This window comes from Tardiphaga sp. 839_C3_N1_4 (genome assembly GCF_051811045.1).
Taxonomy (GTDB): domain Bacteria; phylum Pseudomonadota; class Alphaproteobacteria; order Rhizobiales; family Xanthobacteraceae; genus Tardiphaga.
Map to the genome: position 1 here is coordinate 2,893,025 of NZ_JBPWQD010000001.1, position 22,324 is coordinate 2,915,348.

The 22,324-nt window shown below is 61.3% G+C and carries 23 protein-coding genes; 5 read left to right on the top strand and 18 right to left on the bottom strand.

The genetic code is table 11. The features are described 5' to 3' along the window. Positions 1–129: 129 nt before the first annotated feature. The 14 genes from ftsH to AB8A38_RS13960 form a co-directional block, all read right to left on the bottom strand. Entirely contained in the window at positions 130–2,046 is a 1,917-nt protein-coding gene (gene ftsH, locus AB8A38_RS13895) for an ATP-dependent zinc metalloprotease FtsH (RefSeq protein WP_089261969.1), read from the bottom strand. Positions 2,047–2,279: 233 nt separating this feature from the next. Continuing rightward, positions 2,280–3,311: a tRNA lysidine(34) synthetase TilS gene (gene tilS, locus AB8A38_RS13900; protein WP_439086335.1), complete on the bottom strand. Its 1,032-nt coding sequence runs from the start codon at positions 3,309–3,311 to the stop codon at positions 2,280–2,282. A 47-nt stretch (positions 3,312–3,358) separates the two neighbouring features. Beyond that, on the bottom strand, positions 3,359–4,372 hold the full coding sequence (gene ybgF / locus AB8A38_RS13905; protein ID WP_315840750.1) for a tol-pal system protein YbgF: 1,014 nt from the start codon (positions 4,370–4,372) through the stop codon (positions 3,359–3,361). 163 nt (positions 4,373–4,535) lie between these two features. Beyond that, on the bottom strand, positions 4,536–5,030 hold the full coding sequence (gene pal, locus AB8A38_RS13910) for a peptidoglycan-associated lipoprotein Pal (protein WP_175366426.1): 495 nt from the start codon (positions 5,028–5,030) through the stop codon (positions 4,536–4,538). Between the two features lie 271 nt (positions 5,031–5,301). Beyond that, positions 5,302–6,039 (bottom strand): N-acyl amino acid synthase FeeM domain-containing protein, encoded by a 738-nt coding sequence (locus AB8A38_RS13915; protein ID WP_315844338.1) that lies wholly within the window; start codon positions 6,037–6,039, stop codon positions 5,302–5,304. Positions 6,040–6,203: 164 nt separating this feature from the next. Further along, complete coding sequence (locus AB8A38_RS13920; protein ID WP_089261975.1) at positions 6,204–8,531, bottom strand: putative bifunctional diguanylate cyclase/phosphodiesterase; 2,328 nt, start codon at positions 8,529–8,531, stop codon at positions 6,204–6,206. Between the two features lie 186 nt (positions 8,532–8,717). Further along, complete coding sequence (tolB, locus tag AB8A38_RS13925) at positions 8,718–10,043, bottom strand: Tol-Pal system beta propeller repeat protein TolB (RefSeq protein ID WP_439086336.1); 1,326 nt, start codon at positions 10,041–10,043, stop codon at positions 8,718–8,720. A 76-nt stretch (positions 10,044–10,119) separates the two neighbouring features. Next, entirely contained in the window at positions 10,120–11,154 is a 1,035-nt protein-coding gene (gene tolA, locus AB8A38_RS13930) for a cell envelope integrity protein TolA (RefSeq protein WP_439088517.1), read from the bottom strand. 40 nt (positions 11,155–11,194) lie between these two features. Next, on the bottom strand, positions 11,195–11,668 hold the full coding sequence (locus tag AB8A38_RS13935; protein WP_439086337.1) for a biopolymer transporter ExbD: 474 nt from the start codon (positions 11,666–11,668) through the stop codon (positions 11,195–11,197). Between the two features lie 37 nt (positions 11,669–11,705). Further along, positions 11,706–12,419: a protein TolQ gene (gene tolQ / locus AB8A38_RS13940; RefSeq protein WP_089261977.1), complete on the bottom strand. Its 714-nt coding sequence runs from the start codon at positions 12,417–12,419 to the stop codon at positions 11,706–11,708. A gap of 388 nt (positions 12,420–12,807) precedes the next feature. Continuing rightward, positions 12,808–13,287 (bottom strand): DUF2852 domain-containing protein, encoded by a 480-nt coding sequence (locus tag AB8A38_RS13945; protein ID WP_068733781.1) that lies wholly within the window; start codon positions 13,285–13,287, stop codon positions 12,808–12,810. Between the two features lie 107 nt (positions 13,288–13,394). Continuing rightward, on the bottom strand, positions 13,395–14,099 hold the full coding sequence (locus AB8A38_RS13950; RefSeq protein ID WP_089261979.1) for a TetR/AcrR family transcriptional regulator: 705 nt from the start codon (positions 14,097–14,099) through the stop codon (positions 13,395–13,397). A 163-nt stretch (positions 14,100–14,262) separates the two neighbouring features. After that, the gene (locus AB8A38_RS13955) at positions 14,263–14,688 is read right to left on the bottom strand and encodes a YciI family protein (protein WP_439086338.1); all 426 of its coding nucleotides are present in this window, start codon (positions 14,686–14,688) and stop codon (positions 14,263–14,265) included. Positions 14,689–14,715: 27 nt separating this feature from the next. Then, positions 14,716–15,132, bottom strand: coding sequence for a YciI family protein (locus AB8A38_RS13960; protein WP_439086339.1), 417 nt, complete (start codon positions 15,130–15,132; stop codon positions 14,716–14,718). A 62-nt stretch (positions 15,133–15,194) separates the two neighbouring features. Between AB8A38_RS13960 and AB8A38_RS13965 the strand changes: the two genes are divergently transcribed. Further along, on the top strand, positions 15,195–15,392 hold the full coding sequence (locus AB8A38_RS13965; RefSeq protein WP_439086340.1) for a hypothetical protein: 198 nt from the start codon (positions 15,195–15,197) through the stop codon (positions 15,390–15,392). Positions 15,393–15,396: 4 nt separating this feature from the next. Here the strand turns inward: AB8A38_RS13965 and AB8A38_RS13970 are convergent, their stop codons facing one another. Beyond that, on the bottom strand, positions 15,397–16,338 hold the full coding sequence (locus tag AB8A38_RS13970) for a LysR substrate-binding domain-containing protein (protein WP_439086341.1): 942 nt from the start codon (positions 16,336–16,338) through the stop codon (positions 15,397–15,399). Between the two features lie 77 nt (positions 16,339–16,415). Here AB8A38_RS13970 and AB8A38_RS13975 point away from each other — a divergent pair, with 77 nt between their 5' ends. Further along, positions 16,416–17,009 carry an isochorismatase family protein gene (locus tag AB8A38_RS13975; protein WP_120288533.1) on the top strand — a complete coding sequence of 198 codons (594 nt, stop codon included), beginning with the start codon at positions 16,416–16,418 and terminating at the stop codon, positions 17,007–17,009. A 41-nt stretch (positions 17,010–17,050) separates the two neighbouring features. On the opposite strand, the gene AB8A38_RS13980 is transcribed toward AB8A38_RS13975, so the two are convergent. Then, entirely contained in the window at positions 17,051–17,293 is a 243-nt protein-coding gene (locus AB8A38_RS13980) for a hypothetical protein (RefSeq protein WP_439086342.1), read from the bottom strand. Between AB8A38_RS13980 and AB8A38_RS13985 the strand changes: the two genes are divergently transcribed. Further along, on the top strand, positions 17,270–17,806 hold the full coding sequence (locus tag AB8A38_RS13985) for a pirin family protein (protein ID WP_439086343.1): 537 nt from the start codon (positions 17,270–17,272) through the stop codon (positions 17,804–17,806). The genes AB8A38_RS13980 and AB8A38_RS13985 overlap by 24 nt on opposite strands. Before the next feature lie 47 nt (positions 17,807–17,853). Here the strand turns inward: AB8A38_RS13985 and AB8A38_RS13990 are convergent, their stop codons facing one another. After that, positions 17,854–18,219, bottom strand: a complete 366-nt coding sequence (locus AB8A38_RS13990) for a nuclear transport factor 2 family protein (protein ID WP_439086344.1) — start codon at positions 18,217–18,219, stop codon at positions 17,854–17,856. A gap of 5 nt (positions 18,220–18,224) precedes the next feature. Next, complete coding sequence (locus tag AB8A38_RS13995) at positions 18,225–18,872, bottom strand: glutathione S-transferase family protein (RefSeq protein WP_439086345.1); 648 nt, start codon at positions 18,870–18,872, stop codon at positions 18,225–18,227. Positions 18,873–19,203: 331 nt separating this feature from the next. On the opposite strand from AB8A38_RS13995, the gene AB8A38_RS14000 reads away from it, so the two are divergent. Continuing rightward, positions 19,204–21,399, top strand: coding sequence for a TonB-dependent siderophore receptor (locus AB8A38_RS14000; protein WP_315840743.1), 2,196 nt, complete (start codon positions 19,204–19,206; stop codon positions 21,397–21,399). Between the two features lie 96 nt (positions 21,400–21,495). Then, on the top strand, positions 21,496–22,293 hold the full coding sequence (locus tag AB8A38_RS14005) for an SDR family NAD(P)-dependent oxidoreductase (RefSeq protein ID WP_315840742.1): 798 nt from the start codon (positions 21,496–21,498) through the stop codon (positions 22,291–22,293). Positions 22,294–22,324: the final 31 nt, after the last annotated feature.

Consider the following 22,324-nt stretch of genomic DNA (forward strand, 5'->3'; position numbering starts at 1 on the left):
TGCCGAGGGAAGTTTGAGGAAGGTTTAAGTGGGACGTGGTCCCCAGATCGGGCCTCGCTCCATTTGAGCTACAGATAACAAAAAACGCGGCCTTTCGGCCGCGTTTTGCATATTTGCGTGTGAACGACTTTACGCCTGCGGCTGCGGCTCCAGGCCACCGTCCGGACGCGGGCGCGGCTTGCCAGCGGGCGGCACAGCCGAGGTGCGCGGGCCCGACGGCTCCAGCACCGACTCGCGGTTCGGCTTCTTGCCATTCAGCAAATCCGTGATCTCGTCGCCCGAGAGGGTTTCGAATTCGAGCAAGCCCTTGGCCAGCGTTTCGAGGTCATCGCGCTTCTCGGTGAGGATCTTGGTCGCTTCGTCATAGCCTTCGGCGACCAGACGCTTCACTTCGGAGTCGATCTTCTGCGCCGTGGATTCCGAGACCGCCTGGGTGCGGTTCATCTGCATGCCGAGGAAGACTTCGTCGTTGTTCTCGCCATACGACACCGTACCGAGTTCTTCCGACAGGCCCCAGCGCGTCACCATCATGCGAGCCAAGCGCGTGGCCTGCTCGATGTCGGAGGACGCACCCGAGGTGACCTTGTTGCGGCCGAAGATCAATTCTTCAGCAACGCGGCCGCCCATCATGATGGCGAGGCGTGAGGTCATCTGCTCCAGGGACATCGACATCTTGTCGCGTTCCGGCAGCTGCATGACCATGCCGAGCGCACGGCCGCGCGGAATGATAGTCGCCTTGTGGATCGGGTCGGTGGCGATGACGTTGAGGCCGACGATGGCGTGACCGCCTTCGTGATAGGCCGTCAACATCTTCTCTTCCTCGGACATCACCAGCGACTTGCGCTCGGCGCCCATCATCACCTTGTCCTTGGCCTCTTCGAACTCGCTCTGCGTCACCATACGCTTGTTACGGCGCGCGGCAGTCAGGGCGGCTTCGTTGACGAGGTTCATCAGGTCCGCGCCGGAGAAACCGGGCGTGCCGCGAGCGATGGTTTTGAGGTTGATATCCGGCGCCAGCGGCACCTTGCGGACATGGACCTTGAGGATCTGCTCGCGGCCGACGACGTCCGGATTCGGTACCACGACCTGACGGTCGAAACGGCCGGGACGCAGCAGCGCGGGATCCAGCACGTCAGGACGGTTGGTGGCGGCGATCAGGATCACGCCCTCATTGGCTTCGAAGCCGTCCATCTCGACCAACAACTGGTTGAGGGTCTGTTCGCGCTCGTCATTGCCGCCGCCGAGACCGGCGCCACGATGACGACCGACGGCGTCGATTTCGTCGATGAAGATGATGCAGGGCGCATTCTTCTTGGCCTGCTCGAACATGTCACGCACCCGGGATGCGCCGACGCCGACGAACATTTCGACGAAGTCCGAACCCGAAATGGTGAAGAACGGCACATTGGCTTCGCCCGCGACCGCACGCGCGATCAGCGTCTTACCGGTGCCGGGGGGGCCAACCAGCAGCACGCCGCGCGGGATACGTCCGCCGAGGCGCTGATATTTGCCGGGGTCGCGCAGGAATTCGACGATCTCCTGCAGGTCCTGCTTGGCTTCGTCGACGCCGGCGACGTCCTCGAAGGTGACGCGGCCGTGGGCCTCCGTCAGCATCTTGGCGCGCGACTTGCCGAAGCCCATCGCCTTGCCGGCGCCGCCCTGCATCTGGCGCGACAGGAAGATCCACACGCCGATCAGCGCGATGAACGGCAGCCATGACACGAGCAGCGACACGAACCACGGCACGTTGTCGCCCGGAGCCTTGGCGGTGATCGAGACCTTGGCGTCATACAGACGCTTGATCAGGGTCGGGTCGCTCGGCGCATAGGTCTGGAAGCTGGAGCCGTTGGTGAAGGTGCCGTGAATCTCGGGACCCTGGATTACGACATCGCGGACGTGATTTTGATCAACTTCGGTGAGGAGCTGCGAGAACGAAATGTCCTGCGAGGCGGTGCGCTGACCAGGATTCTGGAAAAGCGTGAACAGCGCCAGCAGCAACAAAACGATAATGACCCAGAGGGCAAAATTGCGCAGGTTCGCGTTCATCGATCTTCCTTCGTCGCCGCGCGAAATCGCGGCCTTATTCCCTTGTGGGTCGCCACAAGGGTTCACCCTGGGTCGGTCGGATACAATCTAGGTGCGACCGAGGGCGCTGCCAAGGGAACTGGGATGGACTATTTAACGCATCTACGCGCATTTCCGGTTCAAATAATGGCAGTGCTGACAGGGTTTTCCCACGGTGGTTAAGGTACTGTGGGGCCACAGGTAGGTCTTTGCACTCAATGGGCGCGGCGACGCCTCGGCGGCGCAGGAACGATTCTCAGGCGGTCCTGAGTCAGCGTGATCATGGCACCGGCGAGCGTCTGCTTCAGCAGAATACCTTTTCCGCCCGATCGCGCGGCCTGAAACATGGCGAATACGAGCGTTTCGACCTTGCCGAGCTCGGCCGGCCCTTCGTGCCCGACCTGATCGATCATCCGCAGCAACAACCGAACGCGAATTTCCTCCGCCAGCCCCGCAAATGCTCCTGCATCGATGGCTTCGGGCACCCTCCCCGGACTGTGCAGCGCCAGAAACCGCTCTGCCCCGTCGACCATCAGTTCCAGCGCGGCATCGGCACGCCGCAGCCGCGTTGCCAGCCGGGCGAGATTTCGCGAATCGAAGCCCTCGGACGACAGCGCTGGCATCAGAGTCCGCAGCCGCGGACGGGTGTAGTTCGAATCTGAGTTACTCGGATCGGTCACGAAGCCGATTTTCGCTTTGGTCAGCGTCGCAACAAGTTGCACTTTCGCGATGTGCAAAAAGGGACGCGCGAGCTGGATGCCGTCGCGCTCGGTCAGTCGCGCCATGCCCGCGAGGCCGGCGATGCCGCTGCCGCGCGCCATCCGCATCAGCAGGGTCTCGGCCTGATCGTCGCGGGTATGGGCAGTCAGTACATGGAATGCACCGACGCTGCGTGCGGCCTTGGCCAGCAGCAGATAGCGCGCATCGCGGGCCGCGGCAGGCAGCCCGGTTTTCGGCTTGGCGCCGGTCCAGCGGAGAGTGCGGTGAGGAATATCGAGAGATGCCGCGAGCCGCTTCACGTCGCGGGCCTCGCGGGCCGCTTCAGGCCGTAAACCATGGTCGATGGTCACGGCAATAAGGTCGGGGCCGCGTTTGAGCGCACGCCGCCAACGCGCGGCGAGCCACATCAGGGCGACGGAATCAGGACCGCCGGACACGGCAAGGACCAATGCTGGCGCGGACGCCCAGTCAGCGAATAGCTGTTTCGCCATCTGGGCCGAAATCGGCGACTGGTCGTCGTCGGACATGCGCGTCAGAACCGGTTGCGACCCGGCTGATTGTCCGGATCGATCACCTAGCACTTAACGCGTTTTTGCTCGCGATCCACGCCCTGTTTCACGCCGGCCGAGGCACGGGGATATTTCCGCGTCACTTCACCGAAAGCGGCACAGGCCGCTTCCTTTTCCTTCAGCGCGGCCAGCGACTGGCCAAGCCGCAGCAACGCATCAGGCGCCTTGGCGGAGGTGTCGTATTTCGTGGTCACGCCCAGGAATATCTCGGCGGCATCGCGATATTTCTGACGCTGGAAGAAGCTCTCGCCGAGCCAATACTGCGAATCCGCAATCATTGGATCGCCGGGATATTTCTGAGCGAAGTTGCGCATAGTCTCTTCGGCCAGCGCGTAATCACGACGCTGCATATAGCCGATGCCGAGATCGAACTCGTCCTTCGGGGTCGCGCCCGGCGGTAAGGTCGTCAGTGCTGGTGCTGCTCCGCCCGGGGCGGCATTGCCCAGCGGGAGCGGCTCGCCGGCCCCACGACCGCCCTGTGCACCGACCGGCGCGTTTGCGGGCATCGGCTGCTGCCCGCCACCCAGCGCGCGCGGCACGCCCGGCGCATTGGGGTTTGCATTGGGATCGAACGCATCGTTGCGTCGGCCAGCGCGAGGAGCCGGCGCGGGATCCTGAGCAATTGGTGCGGGTGCCGCGATCTGCGGCTGTTGCTGGTTGTAGCCCGGCTGTTGCACGGGAGCCTGCTGCATCGGCGGCTGCTGGACCGGCGCGGCAGCGACATTGGGACGGCCTCCTGCGCCCGCTGGGGCGGCGCCGACCTGCAGCTGCCGAAGCTGATCTTCGAGCTGGCGGTTACGGAATTGCAGTTCTTCATTCTGGCCGGTGAGCTGCCGCAGCTGGTTCTGCAACCGCTCGATCTGCAAGCCCTGATCGGCATCGTCGTCGCCCGATTGCTGGCCGTAGCCCTGCTGACGGGGAGCCGGCTGACCAAACAACTGCGCGGATACGGGCGATGCCGTCACGAGCAGGACAGACAATAACGCAGCGCCGGCGAGCGAATGAGATCTGGATGACATTTGAGCCTGAAAATGACCGGTTTCGCGCCCCATCGGCGCGCATCACGATGAGGATTTCACTACGCCAAAAATGTGACTTTCGACAGCGACAAAGGCGCCTGCCCCAAACAAAAACGGCGCCTGCCCGGGGACAGACGCCGTTTTGTTTGATATCAGACGTCGCTTACGCGCCGGCGTTCAGCACAGTGACCGCACGGCGATTCTGCGACCAGCACGAGATGTCGTTACACACCGCGACCGGACGTTCCTTGCCGTAAGAGATGGTGCGCATCCGGCTGGCATCGATACCGCGCGAGGCCAAGAAGGTGCGAACCGACTGGGCACGGCGAGCGCCCAGCGCAATGTTGTATTCGCGGGTGCCGCGCTCGTCCGCATGACCTTCGATGGTGAAGGAATAGCGGTTGTACTGCTGCAGCCACTGCGCCTGCTTGTCCAGGGTCGCGATCGCCTGCGGCGACAGTTCGGTCTGATCGCTCTCGAAGAACACGCGATCGCCGACATTGACGACGAAGTCCTGCTGGCTACCCGGCGTGGCAGCATTGGCCATCGCGCCATCGCCACCCAAACCATTCTTGTTGGCGCAGGCGCCCATCGACAGCGCCACGGCCAGCACTGCAGCCAGTTTTAATCCCTGGAGGATACGCATCTGATGCTTCATTCCCGGAGCCTCCACGCTCACGCTTTACCCAACTGTCATTCGGTCTACAGGGCGTTGGTTAAGCGAACGTTCCGTCAACCTTGATGAGGTGTTGCCAAAACCGATCAAAAGCCACAGGCCGCGAAAAAGCAACGACGTGGTTAATGGTTGGCAAATGTGGCGCGACGGTGAAGGTTCTGAGAAAGCAGCTGGTTTTAGGCAGAATCCCACTGCAGGGACTGCTGAGAAAGTCAGCAATGGCTGGCGATGGGATCGCCGCCGCCCTTCGCCCTCAGCTGCGGGGCAACACCGCGGCCTGAGCGATATGGAACTCGGATGAATGGAGATCCGGCGCCAGGGGTTCGCTCTTGCGCTCGAACAGAGCCCGCTGCTCGAAGAGACTGGAGCGGAAATGCGGGTAGCGCATAAAAATGCGTTCGCGCACCGCGGCGTAGTCGGCCGCCATCAGGCATAGCGGCTTGGTCAGCGTCGGATAAGGCCGCGGCTCGCACATCGGCGTCTGCAGGAAAACCTTGCGATAGAACGCGCGATGCTCGGCGCGCACGGTTGCCGTCCCGATATCGGCTTTGAAATAGCCGCAGGCGACATAGCCCAGCCGAACCGTCATATAGGGCAGTTCAGGAAACTTGGTGCGGTTGTTCGGGTCGGCCACGAAGCGGTTCGGGTCGACGATGATCTTCCCTTTGTCCAGCTCGGGACGCAGCAAGTCTCCGAATGCATCGACAGCGGGCGTTTCCGGATTATCCGGCGTCGCTACGCTGACGCGCAATGAGCTGGCGAGCTCGCCATCAACGAATATCCCGAAAGTCCATGAATTCGGCAAATCATCGAAACGGTCGGCGAGACGGCGATCCGCCCGAGGCTCGATGGCCCCCTCATGGAGATAGGCTCTATAGCGCAGGCTATAGATCGCCTCTTTCTCAGCTTCGGTTTCGGCAAGACGGTAGTCAACCCGGTCGAGAATATCGCTGCGCTTCGAAGCTTCAGTCGCTTGATCGGCCGAAGCCATCATTCCGTCTCCTACGCACCAACGCCATGACTACGCGAGTAAGGAAAGGTTAAAGCTTTCTTAAAAGTTGTCAAAGGTTCTGCCGCAATGTGGTTAACCCTTTTGGGCTATTCGGCGCGCGAAACGAATGGAAATGGAAGTTCGAGAGTGTGGCCCGCGGCTGGTCAGGCCGGCGCGCGCGTGGCCTCGACATTGGCGCCGGGCTCGATCACGCGACGTCCGTGGGACGCGTCCAGGAGCTGCCTGATCCGGGTCGCAGGCACCGGGCGGCTGAACAGATAGCCCTGGGCCTCGCTGATCGTGCCGTCGGCACTGATCAGCTCGAGCTGCTCGTTGGTCTCGATGCCTTCGACGACAACCGTCATTCCCAGATCGGCACTGAGGCGCGCGACGCCGCGCAGCAGCGTCAACGGACGGTCCGTATCGATCCCTTCGAGGAATGAGCGATCGATCTTCACCTTCTGCAGCGGGAAATTGTGCAGATAGCTCAGGCTCGAATAGCCGGTACCGAAATCGTCGAGCGAAATCCGGCAACCTGCTGCGTGAAGCTGCGCGAGGGCATCGTGGGTCCACTGCGTGTTACGCAGCAGGGACGATTCGGTGATCTCGATTTCAAGACGACGCGCCGGCAGACCGGACACGTCGAGGGCGTAGCGTACCTCGCTCAACACGTCGCGCTGATGAAACTGCTGTGACGAGAAGTTGACGGCAACGCTGACCGCGTCCGGCCACTTCATGCATTCGATACATGCCTTGCGCAAAATCCAGCGGCCAAGATCGACGATCAGACCCATGTCTTCTGCGACGGGAATAATATCGACCGGCGAAACAGTGCCGCGGACAGGATGATTCCAGCGCAGCAGCGCTTCGCAGGTCGAGATGCGTCCCGACTTCAGATTGACCAGCGGCTGGTAGTAAATCTCGAATTCTTCATTGGCGAGCGCCTGGCGCAGATCCAGTTCGAGCACGCGGCGCGCCTCGACCGTCTGGGCCATCTCGTCGCGGAAGAAGCAGAAGGTGCCACGGCCGGAGGCCTTCGCACGATACAACGCCATATCGGCGTTCTTCAAAAGGTTGTCAGCGCTGACATCGGGTTCCGTCAAGGCGATGCCGACGCTGGCGCCGATCTCGACCTGATGATTGTCGACCTCGTAGCGTTCACTGAGCCGTTCGACGATGCGACGCGCCAGATCGGCTGCATCATGATTTGTCTTGATGGCGCGTTGGAACACGACAAATTCGTCACCGCCAAAACGAGCCACGAAGTCATCCGCGCGCAACATTTCGCGCAGCCGATCGGCGACCATGCACAACAGCTGGTCGCCGCATGGATGACCAAGCGTATCGTTGACCTGCTTGAACTGATCGAGATCGACGAACAGCAGGGCCGACAGCGTGGATTGGTCCGAGCTCTTTAGCATGCGGCCGATTTCGTTCCGGAAACTGACCCGGTTCGGCAGCCCCGTCAATTCGTCGAAACGCGCCATGTGGCTGATACGCGCTTCGGAATTGCGGCGCTCGGTAATGTCTTCAAGCAGAACGACCGTGCCGCCGCCGACCATCGGCTGAAACTTCCACGACAATGCGCGTTCACTCTCGTGGGCATGATCAAGGGTCGTGATTTCGGCTGCCTTCGAGCTTTCAATCTCGGTGATGATGGTCATCGCGCTGGCCGACGACACCGTCCCCGCATTGACGCAGAGCGAGACGACTTCGCGAGCAGTCACGCCGCGCTGCACGAGATCCTCTGAAATCTCCATCATCGCGGTGAAGCGATTGTTGAGCACCGCCAACCGACCATCGGCGCCGAACATGCACAGGCCGTTGGGCATGTTGTTCAGCGCCGTATCGAACTGGCCGGCGATGGAGCCGACCCGCTCGGTGGCCAGCAGCGCCTTGACGTAGACGTCATGCAGACGAAGCGTGATCCGGCGCAGGCCGACAAAGAACAAGACGTTCAGAAACGCGAAGCCGATATAGTAGAAGTCACCGTGGATAATCAGTGCCAGCGCCATCGGACCGCACGCCAGCAGCACCTGCAACTGCGCGATCTTCGGACGGCCATAGGTTCGGCCGGCACCGGCCGCGATATAAGCGACGGTCACTGCCGTACCCAGCATGTGCGCGACCGGATCATCGCTGCCGAGCAAAACGACCCAACACCACAGGCCCAACGCGGCTGCATAGAGCGAGCCGCCAACCATGTAATTGAATTCCCAGCGGATCGCCTCGTCGGGCGTCAGCGCGGTCTCGCGCTTTTCATAGCGGCTAAGCTGAAGGGCCCGCAAAGCGCCAATGACGATGATCAGGGCGGCGCATGGCCACAGCAAAGGATTGCCGGTCTTCACCGCAGTCATGACTGCGCCGGTTCCGGCGCAGACCGCACCGGCCAGCATCGGAATCGGGTTCTCGAACAATGAATCGACGAGCGCCGTGTAGATCGACGGCGACATCGATTTGCTGTTCGTCCGGTTGTGGTCGGCGAGCTGCATCGGGCGTAAATGCGTCCTGTTCAGGCGCACATTGGTACCGGGTCCTGATGAAGTCTTTCTGAGGGAACATCGTTAGCGAACTGTTTACGCATTCGCATAAACAGCAAATCTGCTCGTGATTTCAGCGCGGTGGGCAAAGTTTGCCGGGAATAGCCGGTAATCCGCCCGTCGCCGCCAATCGTTTGTTTACGATAGCAATGGCGACCAGGCCGGGTCGGACGCGAAGCCAGGCGTCGGGACCTTGAGCTCGTTGCGGCCGGACACGTCGACCGTAAACAGGGACGGCCCCCCTCCCATATCGCGGAAGAACATGATCACGCGGCCATTGGGCGCGAAGGTCGGACCTTCGTTGTGATAGCCCGACGTCAGCAGCCGCTCACCGGAGCCATCGGGCTTCATGATGCCGATCGAGAACTGACCACCACCCTGCTTGGTAAAGGCGATATAGTCGCCGCGCGGCGACCAGACCGGGGTCGAATAGCTGCCTTCGCCGAACGAGATCCGCTGGGCGCCGCCCCCTGTCGCCGCCATCGTATAGATCTGCTGCTTGCCGCCGCGATCGGACTCGAAGCAAATGCGGCTGCCATCCGGCGAATAGGACGGCGAAGTGTCGATCGCCGGCGTATCGGTGAGACGCGTGGTGGACTTGGAGCGCAGATCCATCACGAACAGGTTGGAATTGCCACCCTGCTGCAGGCTCATGATGACACGCTGACCATCGGGCGAGAACCGCGGCGAGAACGACATGCCCGGAAAGTTGCCGACGATCTCGCGCTGACCGGTTTCGATGTTGAAAAGATAGACCTTTGGATCACCCTGGCCGAATTCCATATAGGTGATCTCTTGCGTGGACGGCGAGAACCGCGGCGTCAGCACCAGATCCGCCCCGCGCGTCAGGTAGCGCACATTGGCGCCATCCTGATCCATCAGCGCCAGTCGCTTGACGCGGCGCTCCTTGGAGCCCGTCTCGTCAACGAAGACCACGCGGCTATCGAAATAGCCCTTCTCGCCGGTCAGGCGCTCGTAGATCTGGTCGGAAATGATATGGGCGATACGACGCCAGTATTCCGGCGAGGTGAAATATTGCTGGCCTGCCAATTGCTGACCGGTGGCGATGTCCCACAGACGAAATTCGGCTTTCAGGCGACCGTCACCCTGACGGGTCATGCGGCCGGTGACCAGCGCCTGTGCATTCACGGTCTTCCAGTTCACGAAGTTCGGCGGCGCGTCGATGTTGACGGCCTTCTCGACGAAGGCGGCCGGATCGATCGGCGCGAACAGGCCGCTGCGCTTGAGATTGTTGGTGATCACCTGCGAAACGCCGACGCTCACTTCATTGTCCGCGCCAGTGCCGGCGGAGAAATTGGGGATTGCGATCGGCAGCGGCGCGACATTGCCTTCCGTGATCTGCACGCGCGCCTGCCCGAAGGCGGTTCGCGCACTGGTGCCCATCAGCAGACCGGTCGCCGCCATTCCTGTGATGATCTGTCGGCGGCTTGGGCGAAACAACATCGGGGGCAATCCATTCTTGTCGGTCATTATTGCGGGCTTTGCTCGGTATTCGTAATCGTCACCAGGAGTGACGTGCTCATGACCGTCGTTCGGTGAAAACGGGTTCGAAAAACTTCCACTCGTCAAAAAACGCCGTAGGCAGTTTATACGGCGCACATTCGATGATCGCACGCAGTGCGCTCTCCTGATAGACGCGGAAATACGGCGTCGATGGATTGCTGATGGCGACCGGCGTCGTTTCCAACGACCCGTCACGCTTCAGCTTGACGCTGAAAATCGACTCGGTCGTCTGCGCTTCGATGCCGCCATAGGGCTTCTTCCAGCAGCGCTCGACCTGCGACTTGAACATTGCGCCCCAAGTGGCGACGTTGTTGCTCGCATTGCCTTTCGCCAAACCCAGAGCCTCGTTCGGATTGAGGTCGGACCCCGTCACCGAATTCCGTGTCGGATCGCGCTTGTCGATCAGCGCCGCGATCTTCGACTGGTCGAACACGCGTTCGGCTTTCTTGGCTTCCGCCTGAGCCTTTGCTTCGGCCTTGGCCTTCGCATCGGCGTCAGCCTTGGCTTTGGCCTCAGCCTTCGCTTTGGCTTCTGCTTTAGCCTTGGCTTGCGCTTCGGCCTTCGCCTTGGCTTCTGCCTGCGCCTTGGCGTCAGCCTCGGCCTTCGCTTCAGCCTCTGCCTTGGCGTCGGCAACCGCCGCTGCTTTGGCTTCTGCCTTTGCCTTGGCATCGGCCGCAGCTTTCGCTGCAGCCTCGGCTTTTGCCGCAGCCTCGGCCTTCGCTGCTTCGGCCGCCGCTTTCTCGTCAGTCTTCGGCTGTTCCTTCGGCGCCGTCTCGGTGATCACCGGCGGCTTCTTGTCGTCGATCTTGCCGACGGTATCCTCGACCGGCGGCTTGGCCTCGGCGACCTTCTCCACCTTCGGCTTCGGATTTTCCTTCTTGCCGGTCTTTTGACCGACCATGGACTGGCTTTCGACGCTGATGTCGACCCCGACGGAATCCTCCGGCATCACTTCCAATGCTCTGGAAGAGAACGTGAAGAGGCCCCACCCGATCACGAACACATGGAGGATCACCGATGCGACGAGTGTCTTGTCGACTCTCGCGATCAGCTCTCCAATCCTGCTCGTCTCCGGTTGTTGCTCCACGATCTTAAGTCCCCTGCTCCGGCAGGATCACGATATTGGCCTTGAACCCGGCCGCCCGCACTGTGCCGAGCAATTTCATCATGTCCGTGTAGCAGACGTCGCGGTCGCCGCGCAGAAACACGGTATTGTCTGTCTCCGAACGCGTCGCCCGGATCGCCTTGATCTTGGCGTCGAGCTCACTCACCGGCACCAGGGCGTCGCCGACATACATTTCGACCGCCGAATTACAGCCGCCGCCGGTACGCTTCACCGACACGGTGAGCGGCGGCGTATTTGCTGACACCGACTTGCCGCCGCTCGCGATCGGCAGGTCGATATCGATGGTCGAGGTCATCAGCGGCGCCGACACCATGAAGATGATCATCAACACGAGCATGACGTCGACCATCGGCGTGACGTTGATCTCGGCCATGACGGCAGCACGCCGGCGCCCGCGCCGACCTCCGCCACCACCGCCCGAGCCCATATTCATCCCCATGACAGGGTGCTCACTTCAAGGTTCAATTCGTCACCCATCAGACGCGCTCGTCGATCTGGCGCGACAGGATCGCTGAAAACTCGTCGGCAAACCCCTCCAGGCGCTGCGCCTGTTTGTTCACTTCTGACGTGAATTTGTTGTAGAAAATAGTCGCCGGGATGGCGGCGATAAGGCCGATGGCCGTGGCAAACAGCGCTTCGGCGATACCAGGCGCGACCACGGCGAGCGATGTGTTCTTGGACGCCGCAATCGCCTGGAAGCTCGACATGATGCCCCAGACGGTGCCGAACAGACCGACGAAGGGGCCCGCCGAACCGACCGTTGCCAGCACCAGAAGCCGGCGCTCGAGGCGCTCGACCTCGCGGGCGATGGAGACGTTCATCACCTTGTCGATGCGCATCTGCAGGCCGGTGAAGGAGCGCGCCTGGCTTTCGAAAGACCGCTTCCACTCGCGCATCGCCGCGACGAAACACGCCGCCATCGACTGCGTCGGCTTGGCGGAGAGCGCGCGGTACAGATCCTCGATGGACTCGCCGGACCAGAAGGCCTGCTCGAACCGGTCCATGGCGCGGCGTGTGCGCGCATACAGGAACATCTTGTCGATCGCGATCGCCCAGACCCACACCGAACAGCCCAGCAGTCCCAGCATGACCGCTTTCACGATCCAGTGGGCCTGCAGGAACAGCGCGATCAGCGAAACGTCGGATGAAGCCAGCGGCAGGGCTGACTGCGCCACATCGGCCGGGTTCATGAACGGTATCCTCTCAACGCAAAAATCCTCAATTTGCCAGCGACTTGCTCATCGCTGGTGTCGCGGCCACGCATCGCGCGCGGCGCGGAACGCCAGTGCAATGTTCTTGTTGTGTCGCATGGAGGGCTTGTCCGAAGCCGGGCCCTAAATTCCCTGCCAACATGTCAAAACAAGGGCTTGCACGCGTTTCTGCGGCTTTTACCAGACGCCAGTCATGGTTAATGCGGAGTTACCAAAGCGTGTTTTGGCCGAGAAATGAAGCGGTATTCGCTTGTTCGTGAAGGGCCCGTGACAAAGCAAAACCGCCCGCCTGAATGATCAGACGGGCGGCGATGTCGGCATCGGGCGAAGGGGGCGCTACCGCCTGACGCCTATCAGTTTCGGGCTGTTAGCCCTGCGGCTGATTGTTATCCGATGGCGGGGTCGGCTTTGGGCGGTGCTGCGCCATGAACTGGTCGAACTCTTCCTTGTCCTTGGCGTGACGCAGGCGATCGAGGAAGTTCTTGAACTCGTGCTGTTCTTCCTCGAGGCGGCGCAGGGTTTCGACGCGATATTCGTCGAAGGCGCGGTTGCCGGAGGTCGGCGGGCCGAAGCCGAAGCCCGATCCGAAGCCTGAGCGCTCCATGCGGTTGCGCATGCGCTCCATCTTGTACTGCATCCGCTCCATCTTGTTCTCAAAACGGCCGTTACGATCCCAGCAACCCATTTTTCTGCTCCCGAGTGTGAAGAAGAGAAGTGCGAGGCCAACCGGCCACCAGACGATAAAACCGAGCACGATCAGTATGATGTGCCATGGTGAGCGCATCTGGTAGGACACCCGATCATCGGCGGGCGGACCCCATCGATTGTAATCTGCAGCGTTGGCCATTTTCCTCTCCATCAGCGGCACCATGCCGCTTGTGAATGTAAATAACATTTACATACGTAGCTCACGGCCGGATTTTGTCAAGGCGACCGCAAGGGGAGCGCCGCGAATTATTTTGGGGCGGTTCCCCAAGGCCCCGATTTGGGCGCCGTGGATGTGTCGGACTTGTGGACGTTTTGGTCGGTTGGAAAGCCCAGCCCGCGCAAATAAATCAGCGCACCGGCCTCCAGCAGGTCGTCCGGCGACATCGGCAATTTGCGCCGCGCGGCATCGCCGCGGCCGAACAGCGAGGCCACGCCGTGCGCCAGCGACCAGATATGCAACGCCATCATCATCGCCGGCGGACGCGTCACACCGGGCGGCGTCAAGGCGGCCAAACGTTCTGCCGCCGCACGGATCACACCGAAGGCACGTTCTCCCGCCGCGGCCAGTTCAGGACTGGAATCTACGGGGATTCCGGATTCGAACATCGCCGAATAGAAGGCCGGTTCAGTGCGGGCGAAAGCGAGATACGCCTTGCCGATCCGCTCGAAGGCCGTGACCGTATTCGGCCGGCCATCGTCCCACGCCGCCGTCAGCACCAGCTCGAACTGCTCGAAGCCACGCTGCGCGATGCTGGCGAGGAGGTCGTCGCGATCGCGGAAATGGCGATAGGGCGCGGCCGCGCTGACGCCGGCCGTGCGCGCGGCATCGGCGAAGGTGAAGCCCGCAGGCCCCTTCTCCGCAATCAGCCCCAGCGCTGCCTGCAGCAGGGCCTCTTTCAGATTTCCGTGGTGATAACCGCGCTCGCCGCGGCTGTCTTTGCGCCAGCTCATGTGAATGGCTTTAACATGAGCCGGGCCAAAAGGTCACACCAAAACGGTGTGACCGGCGCAAATTCCCTCAACAAATCAACGCCCGCCGCATGCGGAAATCCTGCGGCAGGCATGCGGCCGTGTTGCGACGCGACCGTTTCATGCCCGTCGCAGTGATTTTGCCTCAGCCGAGCCGCTTCGCGGTGGTCTGCATCTCCTCGAATCCCGAGGCGACGGCCTGCACGTCCTCCGGATAATCGGCCATTTCCTGCACCTGGCGGACCTCGATCACCTCGTTGGGCGTCGCCGGGCAGCGACTGGCCCAGGCGATGGCCTCATCGCGCGAGGCGACGTCGATCATCCAGTAGCCGCCGAGCACTTCCTTGGATTCCGCGAACGGCCCGTCGGTCACCACCGGCTTGCCGGATGGAAAGGACACCCGCGCGCCCATCGATGGCGGGTGCAGTCCGTCGCAGGTGATGAGCACACCGGCATCTATCAGCGCCTTGTTATAGGCCATCATCGCGGCGACGCGCTCGACATCCTCCGGCACCGTGCCCGGCGCCGCAGTCTCATAGCCGCCGGGGATCATCAACATCATGAATCGCATGGTCACTATCCCTATTGATCTCGTCGCTTATTTCTTGGCGGCTTGCGCGCGCAGGCGTTCTTCCTTCTCGCGCAATTCCGGTGTGAGGGCGTCGCCGAAATCCTCGGCCGCAAACACCTGACGGATTTCGATCTCGTCGCCGGCCGCGAACGGCGCGCGCTTCATCCACGCAATCGCCTCGTCCTTGGAGGCGACGTCGATCAGCCAGAAGCCCGCTATCAGATCGCGCGTCACATCGAACGGCCCCTGCTTCACCGTCGGCTCACTGCCGGTAAACGCGATGCGCGCGCCCTTTGAGGTCGGATGCAGCCCCTCGCCGGCCTGCATCACGCCGGCATTGCACATCTCTTCATTGAACTTGCCCATCGCGGTCAGCAGTTCCGTCGTCGGCATCACGCCGGCTTCGGTATCCTTGTTCGCATGCACGATCACCATGAAACGCATCGGTCTTTCTCCGTTTGAACGTTTGACTGCAAGGATGACGAAGCAGCTTTTGCCAGTCCGACATGATCGGTGAAATTATTTCAGACGTCATGACCGATGGATTTTTTCCTTCAACCATGGTCAGCGGCAATCCCGCTGCAAAGTTGAGCCATGCCGCTACGCAATCGGCCTGGTCCAGGCTTCTACAATTAGCGGATCACAACTGGCCGCGCGTGTGGCTCTCCCGGACGCAATCATCATCCAACCAGCATTTCGAATGATCGACTAGCGCGACGCCCGATTATCTTTCAGCGCATCTGCGAATTCGGTCACGATTGCCTTTATCAGGCGGCCGCTGAATCTGTCCTTTTGCCACAGCGCCGTCATCTCGACAGGAGATGGCTCCCAACTTGTCAGGACGCGAACAAGCGCACCGGATTTCAGCGCTGCTTCGACCAAAAAGAATGGCAGGTTGGCAATGCCGAGGCCTGCAATTGCGGCGTCCACCAATATCGTCTGCCGGTTGGCCGCGAAGCCGATTTTGGGATGGACAGTCGCAGTCACGCCTTTGTCGTTTCGCAGGTCCCATTCGACCAGATCGCGACGGATCGCAAGTGCGGGAATTTCCTTGACGTCCTGCGGCTCGTTCAAACCGGGGTGTGCCGATAAAAAGCCCGGACTCGCGACCAGCACTCTCGGCAAGGTGGCAATTCTCCTGAAGATGAGTTCGGAGTCCGCGACCGGCCCCATCCGAACCACCAAATCGTATCCTTCCTCAATCAGCGAAACTCTGCGATCGGCAAGGGTTATCTCAATCGTGACATCGGGATGTCTGGCCCCGAACCGGATCAAGACAGGCGCAAGCACTGCAGTGGCGATATCGGGCGGCAAGGAAAGACGAATGTTGCCCGACAGTGCGGCGCGTTCATCCTGAACTTCGGCTACCGCCTCTTCAGCGAGCGAGAAGGCCGCACGGCTTCGTTCGAAAAGTTGCTGCCCCTGCTCTGTGAGCACGACGCCCTTCTTCGTTCGCCGGACGAGTCGAACGTTCAAGGTATTTTCCAGCGCCGAGAGTCGCCGAGACAGCGTCGCTTTCGGAATGCCCGTCGCACGCTCGGCCGCCGCGAGCCCTCCCGCCTGGACAATGCGGGTGAACAGCGCAAGGCCGTCGAAATCTCCGAAGACTGTCATGTTCCATTTATGAAACATGATGACGTCATTTTTCAAGCCTGCCGCAGGCTTTGTTTCATTTCTACACTTATGGACGAGCAATGACGCTCTTTCAGCCAAAACGAGGTCAGATCATGCCCAATTACTTCACCCCAGAAAATTCCGCGCTTCTGCTCATCGATCATCAGATCGGCACGATGCAGTTGATCAAGAACATCGACGTCGCCCGGGCCAAGCGCATGTCGCTGGCACTGGCGAAAACAGCGAGCATCCTGAACATTCCGACCGTCCTGACGTCGAGCCAGGAAGATCGCCTGCAGGGGCCACTGTTGCCGGAGCTGCAGGAGATCCTGCCAGACGCCTTCAAGGCGCGCGTCAAGCGCGAAGGCATCGTCAACGCCTGGACCGACGTCAACTTCAAGGCGGCGGTGGAAGCGACGGGACGAAAGAATCTGATCATGGCCGGTGTCACGACCGACGTCTGCCTTGTCTTCCCGGCGATCGATGCGGTGACCGAAGGCTACAGCGTCCAAGCGGTCATGGATGCTTCGGGGTCTCCATTCGAGCTCTCCGAGGATATGTCCCGCCGGCGCATGCAGGATGCTGGCGTTGTTTTAACAGCGACCAACACGATGATCGCCGAGCTCGCTCAGAACTGGGGAACGCCCAATGGGCAAAAACTCATCCAGTTGCTGTTCACCGAAGTGCTTCCGCCGATCAATCCGTAACGCCATCGCGCCCGCCGAAGCCAAGGAGAAAAAACATGACCTCAGCACCAACCATCGAAGGGATCGGCGTCGTCTCGCCCGAAAGCCATCAGGTGCGGTCGCAAGGGCCATTCCAGTTGCGTCGAATCCATCCCGGCATCTCTCTGGGACAGCCCAATGACGCAGGCTTCGGCGGGCTTGGCGTTATCGACCACGCCCGGCTGCGACCCGGCCTCGTCGTGAGGATGCACGAGCATCGCAATGACGAGATCATAAGCTACATGCGCGCAGGCCGCATGCAGCACACCGACTCCGCCGGAAAGAGTGAACTTATATCGCCCGACCGGTTGATGGTGATGAACGCAGGCCGCGGCTTTCATCACGAAGAACGAGTCGTCGGAGACGACCAGATCGAAATGCTGCAGATTTTCGTTCGGCCTGAGGCCGCAGATGAAGAGCCAATCGTTCAATTTGTCGAAGTCGATGAGATCGAGCGAAACGATCAATGGCGGTTGCTGACCGGACCGAAAGGATCGGGCGCCCCGACCTTCGTACGTCAGGCCGTCTATTTGTACGACACCCAGCTGGCGGCGGGTCGAAGTATCGACCTCCCGTCCAAACCCGGCTTTGATCGTTGGCTATATGTTTTCCGGGGCAGAATATCTGCGGGACAGCACGAAGTCGGAACACACACCGCGCTGATGCTTGCCGCGGATCAGGCCGAGATGACTGTGACCGCCGTCCTGGAAGCGGACCTCGTTGTTTTCCTCGTCGATCGAAACGCGAAGTTCTCGCGTGGAGGAACTATCAGCGGCTGATCCGAATGGATGGTTCGGATCTTGTCCGCGCTCATATGATTGCGTCCTTACGACGCCTGCTTCACAAACACCCCATCCCTGTACGCCGCACCGAAATACACATCGATCGACCGGATAAGATCGCCCTCGAAGCCGAAGACTTCGGTGTTGCGAAAGCTCTTGCCGTCCTTGGCGACGCAGCGATAGGTCACGAAAGCCGTATCGCCATCGACGGCGATACGCTCAAGATCATGCTGCGCGATCCAGTCGGTCACACGCCAGCAGCGGGCGAAATAGGTCACCTTGTCGATCCCGTCGTCGAACGGGCTCGTAAAGGTGAAGTCGTCCGTAAACGCATCTTCGACGGCCTTGCGGTCATTGCGCAGATAGGCTGCAAACAGGTCTCGAATGATCCCGGCCTTGTCGGCACTCATGATGCTCACTCCCGCGGAAACATGTGCGCGTACGGCTCCGCCTCCTTCACCACCCGTGCGAATGATGGACGCGCCAGCAGCCGGCCCAGATAGGCCGAGACGTTGCGATGTGCGTCTCCGAACGGGTGCGCCTTGTTCGCGTAGTAGAGCGCCGGCGCAGCTGCACAGTCGGCGAGCGTGAACGCTGTGCCCATTGCCCACGCGTTCGTCGCCATCTGCTTGTCGATCATGCCGTAGGAGGTGGTGAGCTGCGCCCGCGCCATGGCGACGCCGTGCGGATCCTTCTTGTCGGCCGGCACCAGACGGTCGCCGACGATTTTCTGGGTCGGCGTGTGCACATAGAGATCGTAAAAGCGATCGCGCAGCCGCGTTTGCAGGCCGAGATTGCCGTCGGGGATGAAACTGGTGCGGCCGGGGAAATGCCGGTCGAGATATTCGATGACGATGGAGGACTCCGGGACGATCGCGCCGCGCGCATCGTCCTGCAGCACGGGGAATTTTCCGATCGGCCACAGTTTCAACAGCGCCGCGCGCTCGGCCTCGTCGCCGAGATTGACCATATGCGGCGTAAACGGCGTGTCGTTCTCGTACAGAGCGACCAACGTCTTCCAGCAGTAGGACGACAGCGGATGGAAATGCAGTGTGAGGGACAAGGGAACCTCCAGTCGGGATGGATGAAATACATCGCCGCTGCATGAGCCTGGCGAATGATGTCGACCAAGGACGAATGAGCCCTACACGTTCCGACAGGTATCGGCCCATTTTCGCGACAGAGGAGCCAAAATCCTTCCATACGGGCCTTGGACATATTCAGAGCTCGAAAAGTAGAACGATACTAAGCTGGCAACCTGTGGAAACGGTTGTTTGCCGTTCACACTGCCTCACGCGCGCGTTACCGACTTAGCTGAAAATTAGCTAAGGAGCGTAAGCGTGGCCATTTCCCAAACCTCACAGCGACTCTTCGGAGCGTCTGTCGCAGTTCTTATGACCTTCGCGATCGAAGCTCCGGCGCAGGCGCAGAGCCAGCTTCCGCCCGTCGTTGTCGAACAGGCCAAACCGCGTGCCACGCCAGCACGTCCGCAGCGGTCGCAGGCGGCGCGCTCCGCCGCCAGCCGTCGAACTGCAGCGCGGGGGCCGACGGCGCCGGCCGCGACCGCCGCTCCGGCTGCCGCAGCCTTTGAATCCGGCACCGGCCCTGTGCGGGGCTATCTCGCCGGGCAGAGCACCACCGGCATGAAAACCGACACGCCGCTGCGCGAGACGCCGCAGTCGATCACGGTGGTCACGACCGATCGCATGGCCGATCAGGGCGCGACGAGTGTTCAGGATGCCCTGCGCTATATCCCGGGCGTCTTCGCCGACGCCTACGGTGTGGACTCACGCGGCGACTATCCGCGCATCCGTGGTCAGGACCCCAATATCTATCTCGACGGCACGCGCGCGGCGGACGCCTATCGGTTCAACGAATGGCGGCCCGATCCCTATACGGCCGAGCGCATCGAGGTGATGCGCGGACCGGCGTCCGTACTGTACGGCGACACGTCCACGGCGGGCCTGATCAACCTGATCTCGAAGCGCCCGCAGGCGGAAGCGGCGAGCGAGATCGGCGTTCAATTTGGCAGCTTCAACCGCAAGCAGGTGCAGATCGATACGACCGGCAAGCTGACCAAGGATGGCGAGTGGTTGTATCGCTTCGTCGGCGTCTTCCGCGACAGCAACATGCAGACCGACTTCACTAAGGACGACCGCATCGTGCTGGCACCGTCGCTGACCTGGCGGCCGACCAACAACACCAACTGGACTGTGCTCGGCACCTATCAGAAGGACACGAGCGGCAGCTCTACGGCGTTCCTGCCGCATGAAGGCACGCTGTTCGCGGGGCCGAACGGCTTCATTCCGGTGAATCGCTTCGCGAGCTATCCCGGCTACGACAAATACCAGACCGAGACCGGTGCTTTCAGCAGCCTGTTCGAACACAGCTTCAACGATGCCGTGAAAATCACCCAGAACCTGCGCTTCACGCATGTCGAAGGCATCTATCGGACAGCCTACCCGGATTCCTACTCAAATCCCTCGAATCCGTTTCTGGATCCCGAGCACCGAACGGTGGCGCGCTACATCTCCAGCCAGGAAGTGGCCAAGGACAGCCTGACCATGGACAACAATGTCCAGCTCAAGCTGCTGACCGGACCTGTTTCGCACAAGATGCTGTTCGGCCTCGACTATCGCGACCTGAACCAGCGCACACGTTCAGGCGGTGGCTTTGATCCAACACCATTCGATCTCTATGCTCCCGTCTACACCAGTCTTACGGCGCCTGTGTTGTCCGACACCCCCGCGGTGCGGCAAAGCCAGCTCGGCCTGTACGCGCAGGACCAGATGCGGCTCGGCCCCTGGCTCGCCACGGTCGGCGTTCGACAGGACTATGTCAGCAACCGCGTCGCAGGCAGCCCCGACGAAGACACCAAGGCCACAACGGGCCGCGTGGGCCTGATGTATGAAACGCCTGTTGGCTTCAATCCCTACGTCACCTACGCGCAATCGTTCAATCCGATCTTCGGCGCCAATGTCTGCGCCGAGATCTGCAAGGCGCAGCGCGGCGAGATCTACGAGGTCGGTTTCAAGTACAATCCATTCCCGGGCACCGCGATCAACGGCGCTATTTTCGACACCGTCGAGAAGAACCGGCTGGCCTCAGGATCCGTGCCCGATGCAAATGGTTTCATCGCTTCGATCCAGACCGGACAGGTGCGTATCCGTGGCGTGGAGCTCGAGGTCATCACCCAGGTGACACCCGACCTCAGACTGATTGGCAGCTACTCCTATCTCGATGCCAAGGTTGAAAGCGGCGACAATGTCGGCAAGCATGTGGAAACCGTGCCGGATCATCAGGCATCGCTGTGGGGCACCTATCGCTTGACGTCGCTGGGTCTGCGCGACGTCACCCTCGGCGGCGGCGTGCGTTATATCGGCGAGTCCTGGGACGGCACGGATACGCTCCGCACGCCGGACTACACGCTGTTCGACGCCATGATCAAATACGAGACAGGCCCTTGGCGTTTCCAGGTCAACGCCAGCAACATCGCCGACAAACGGCACCTCGCCACCTGCCTCGCGCGTGGCGACTGCTTCTATGGCATCGGGCGCACAGTGCTGGGGTCAGCGACCTACCGATTCTGAGCGGGTCAGACCTGCCACACCCAGATCGCGGCCGGGCTTGTCCCGGTCGTTGTCGTTCTCTAAACAGCCCTGAACGAGCAAGACACAGGGCAGGATATGACCAAAGCTGACGGTAACATTCGCAAGGTTGCACTCGTCACCGGCGCCGCGCGCGGCATCGGCCTTGCGGTCGCCAAGCGCTTTCTCGGCGAAGGCTATCGTGTCGCGCTGCTGGATATCGAACGCGAGCTGCTCGACGCCAGCGTCAAGGCGCTGAACGATCCCGACAACACGCTGGCGCTGCATACGGATGTCTCCGACGCCGCTGCTGTGGATAAAGCCTTTGCCGCCACGCAGGCCCGCTTCGGCCGGCTCGATGCGCTGGTCAACAATGCCGGCATTGCGAATTTCAAGCCCCTGCTCGAGACGACGCTGGAGGAATGGGAACGCATCATGGCCGTGAACCTCACCGGCCCGTTCCTGTGCACCAAGGCGGCGGCTCCCTTGATGCGCGAGCATGGCGGCGGCGCCATCGTCAACATTGCCTCGATCTCCGCACTGCGCGCGTCCACGCTGCGCGTCGCCTACGGCACCAGCAAGGCCGGCATCATTCACTTCACCAAGCAGTCCGCTGTCGAGCTCGCGCTGCTCGGCATCCGCGTCAATGCGGTGGCGCCGGGCCCGGTGGAAACCGCGATGGCCAAGGCCGTGCATACACCGGCGATCCGCGCCGATTATCACGATGCGATTCCGCTGAATCGTTACGGCGGCGAGGACGAACTCGCGGACGCGATCTTCTTCCTGTGCAGCGACCGGTCGAGCTACATCACCGGCCAGATGCTGGCAGTCGACGGCGGTTTCGATGCCACGGGCATTGGCCTGCCGACGTTGCGGCGCGAGGGCATCAACGGCTAGCGAAGGTCAGCGCCCGGACGCGCAGCATCAT

Coding starts and splice junctions, on each gene's coding strand:
- AB8A38_RS13950 (WP_089261979.1), bottom strand. CDS start 14,099: ATGAGCTGGCGCAAAGACAGCCGCGGCGAGCGCGGTTATCACCACGGA.
- AB8A38_RS13920 (WP_089261975.1), bottom strand. CDS start 8,531: ATGCAGCTCGCCGACCACAACCGGACGAACAGCAAATCGATGTCGCCG.
- tolQ (WP_089261977.1), bottom strand. CDS start 12,419: ATGAACCCGGCCGATGTGGCGCAGTCAGCCCTGCCGCTGGCTTCATCC.
- tolB (WP_439086336.1), bottom strand. CDS start 10,043: ATGTTGTTTCGCCCAAGCCGCCGACAGATCATCACAGGAATGGCGGCG.
- ftsH (WP_089261969.1), bottom strand. CDS start 2,046: ATGAACGCGAACCTGCGCAATTTTGCCCTCTGGGTCATTATCGTTTTG.
- AB8A38_RS13965 (WP_439086340.1), top strand. CDS start 15,195: ATGATCGGTGAAATTATTTCAGACGTCATGACCGATGGATTTTTTCCT.
- AB8A38_RS13915 (WP_315844338.1), bottom strand. CDS start 6,039: ATGGCTTCGGCCGATCAAGCGACTGAAGCTTCGAAGCGCAGCGATATT.
- AB8A38_RS13955 (WP_439086338.1), bottom strand. CDS start 14,688: ATGCGATTCATGATGTTGATGATCCCCGGCGGCTATGAGACTGCGGCG.
- tilS (WP_439086335.1), bottom strand. CDS start 3,311: ATGTCCGACGACGACCAGTCGCCGATTTCGGCCCAGATGGCGAAACAG.
- AB8A38_RS14005 (WP_315840742.1), top strand. CDS start 21,496: ATGACCAAAGCTGACGGTAACATTCGCAAGGTTGCACTCGTCACCGGC.
- AB8A38_RS14000 (WP_315840743.1), top strand. CDS start 19,204: ATGACCTTCGCGATCGAAGCTCCGGCGCAGGCGCAGAGCCAGCTTCCG.
- AB8A38_RS13990 (WP_439086344.1), bottom strand. CDS start 18,219: ATGAGTGCCGACAAGGCCGGGATCATTCGAGACCTGTTTGCAGCCTAT.
- AB8A38_RS13985 (WP_439086343.1), top strand. CDS start 17,270: ATGCGCGCAGGCCGCATGCAGCACACCGACTCCGCCGGAAAGAGTGAA.
- AB8A38_RS13945 (WP_068733781.1), bottom strand. CDS start 13,287: ATGGCCAACGCTGCAGATTACAATCGATGGGGTCCGCCCGCCGATGAT.
- pal (WP_175366426.1), bottom strand. CDS start 5,030: ATGAAGCATCAGATGCGTATCCTCCAGGGATTAAAACTGGCTGCAGTG.
- AB8A38_RS13935 (WP_439086337.1), bottom strand. CDS start 11,668: ATGGGGATGAATATGGGCTCGGGCGGTGGTGGCGGAGGTCGGCGCGGG.
- AB8A38_RS13960 (WP_439086339.1), bottom strand. CDS start 15,132: ATGCGTTTCATGGTGATCGTGCATGCGAACAAGGATACCGAAGCCGGC.
- ybgF (WP_315840750.1), bottom strand. CDS start 4,372: ATGTCATCCAGATCTCATTCGCTCGCCGGCGCTGCGTTATTGTCTGTC.
- AB8A38_RS13975 (WP_120288533.1), top strand. CDS start 16,416: ATGCCCAATTACTTCACCCCAGAAAATTCCGCGCTTCTGCTCATCGAT.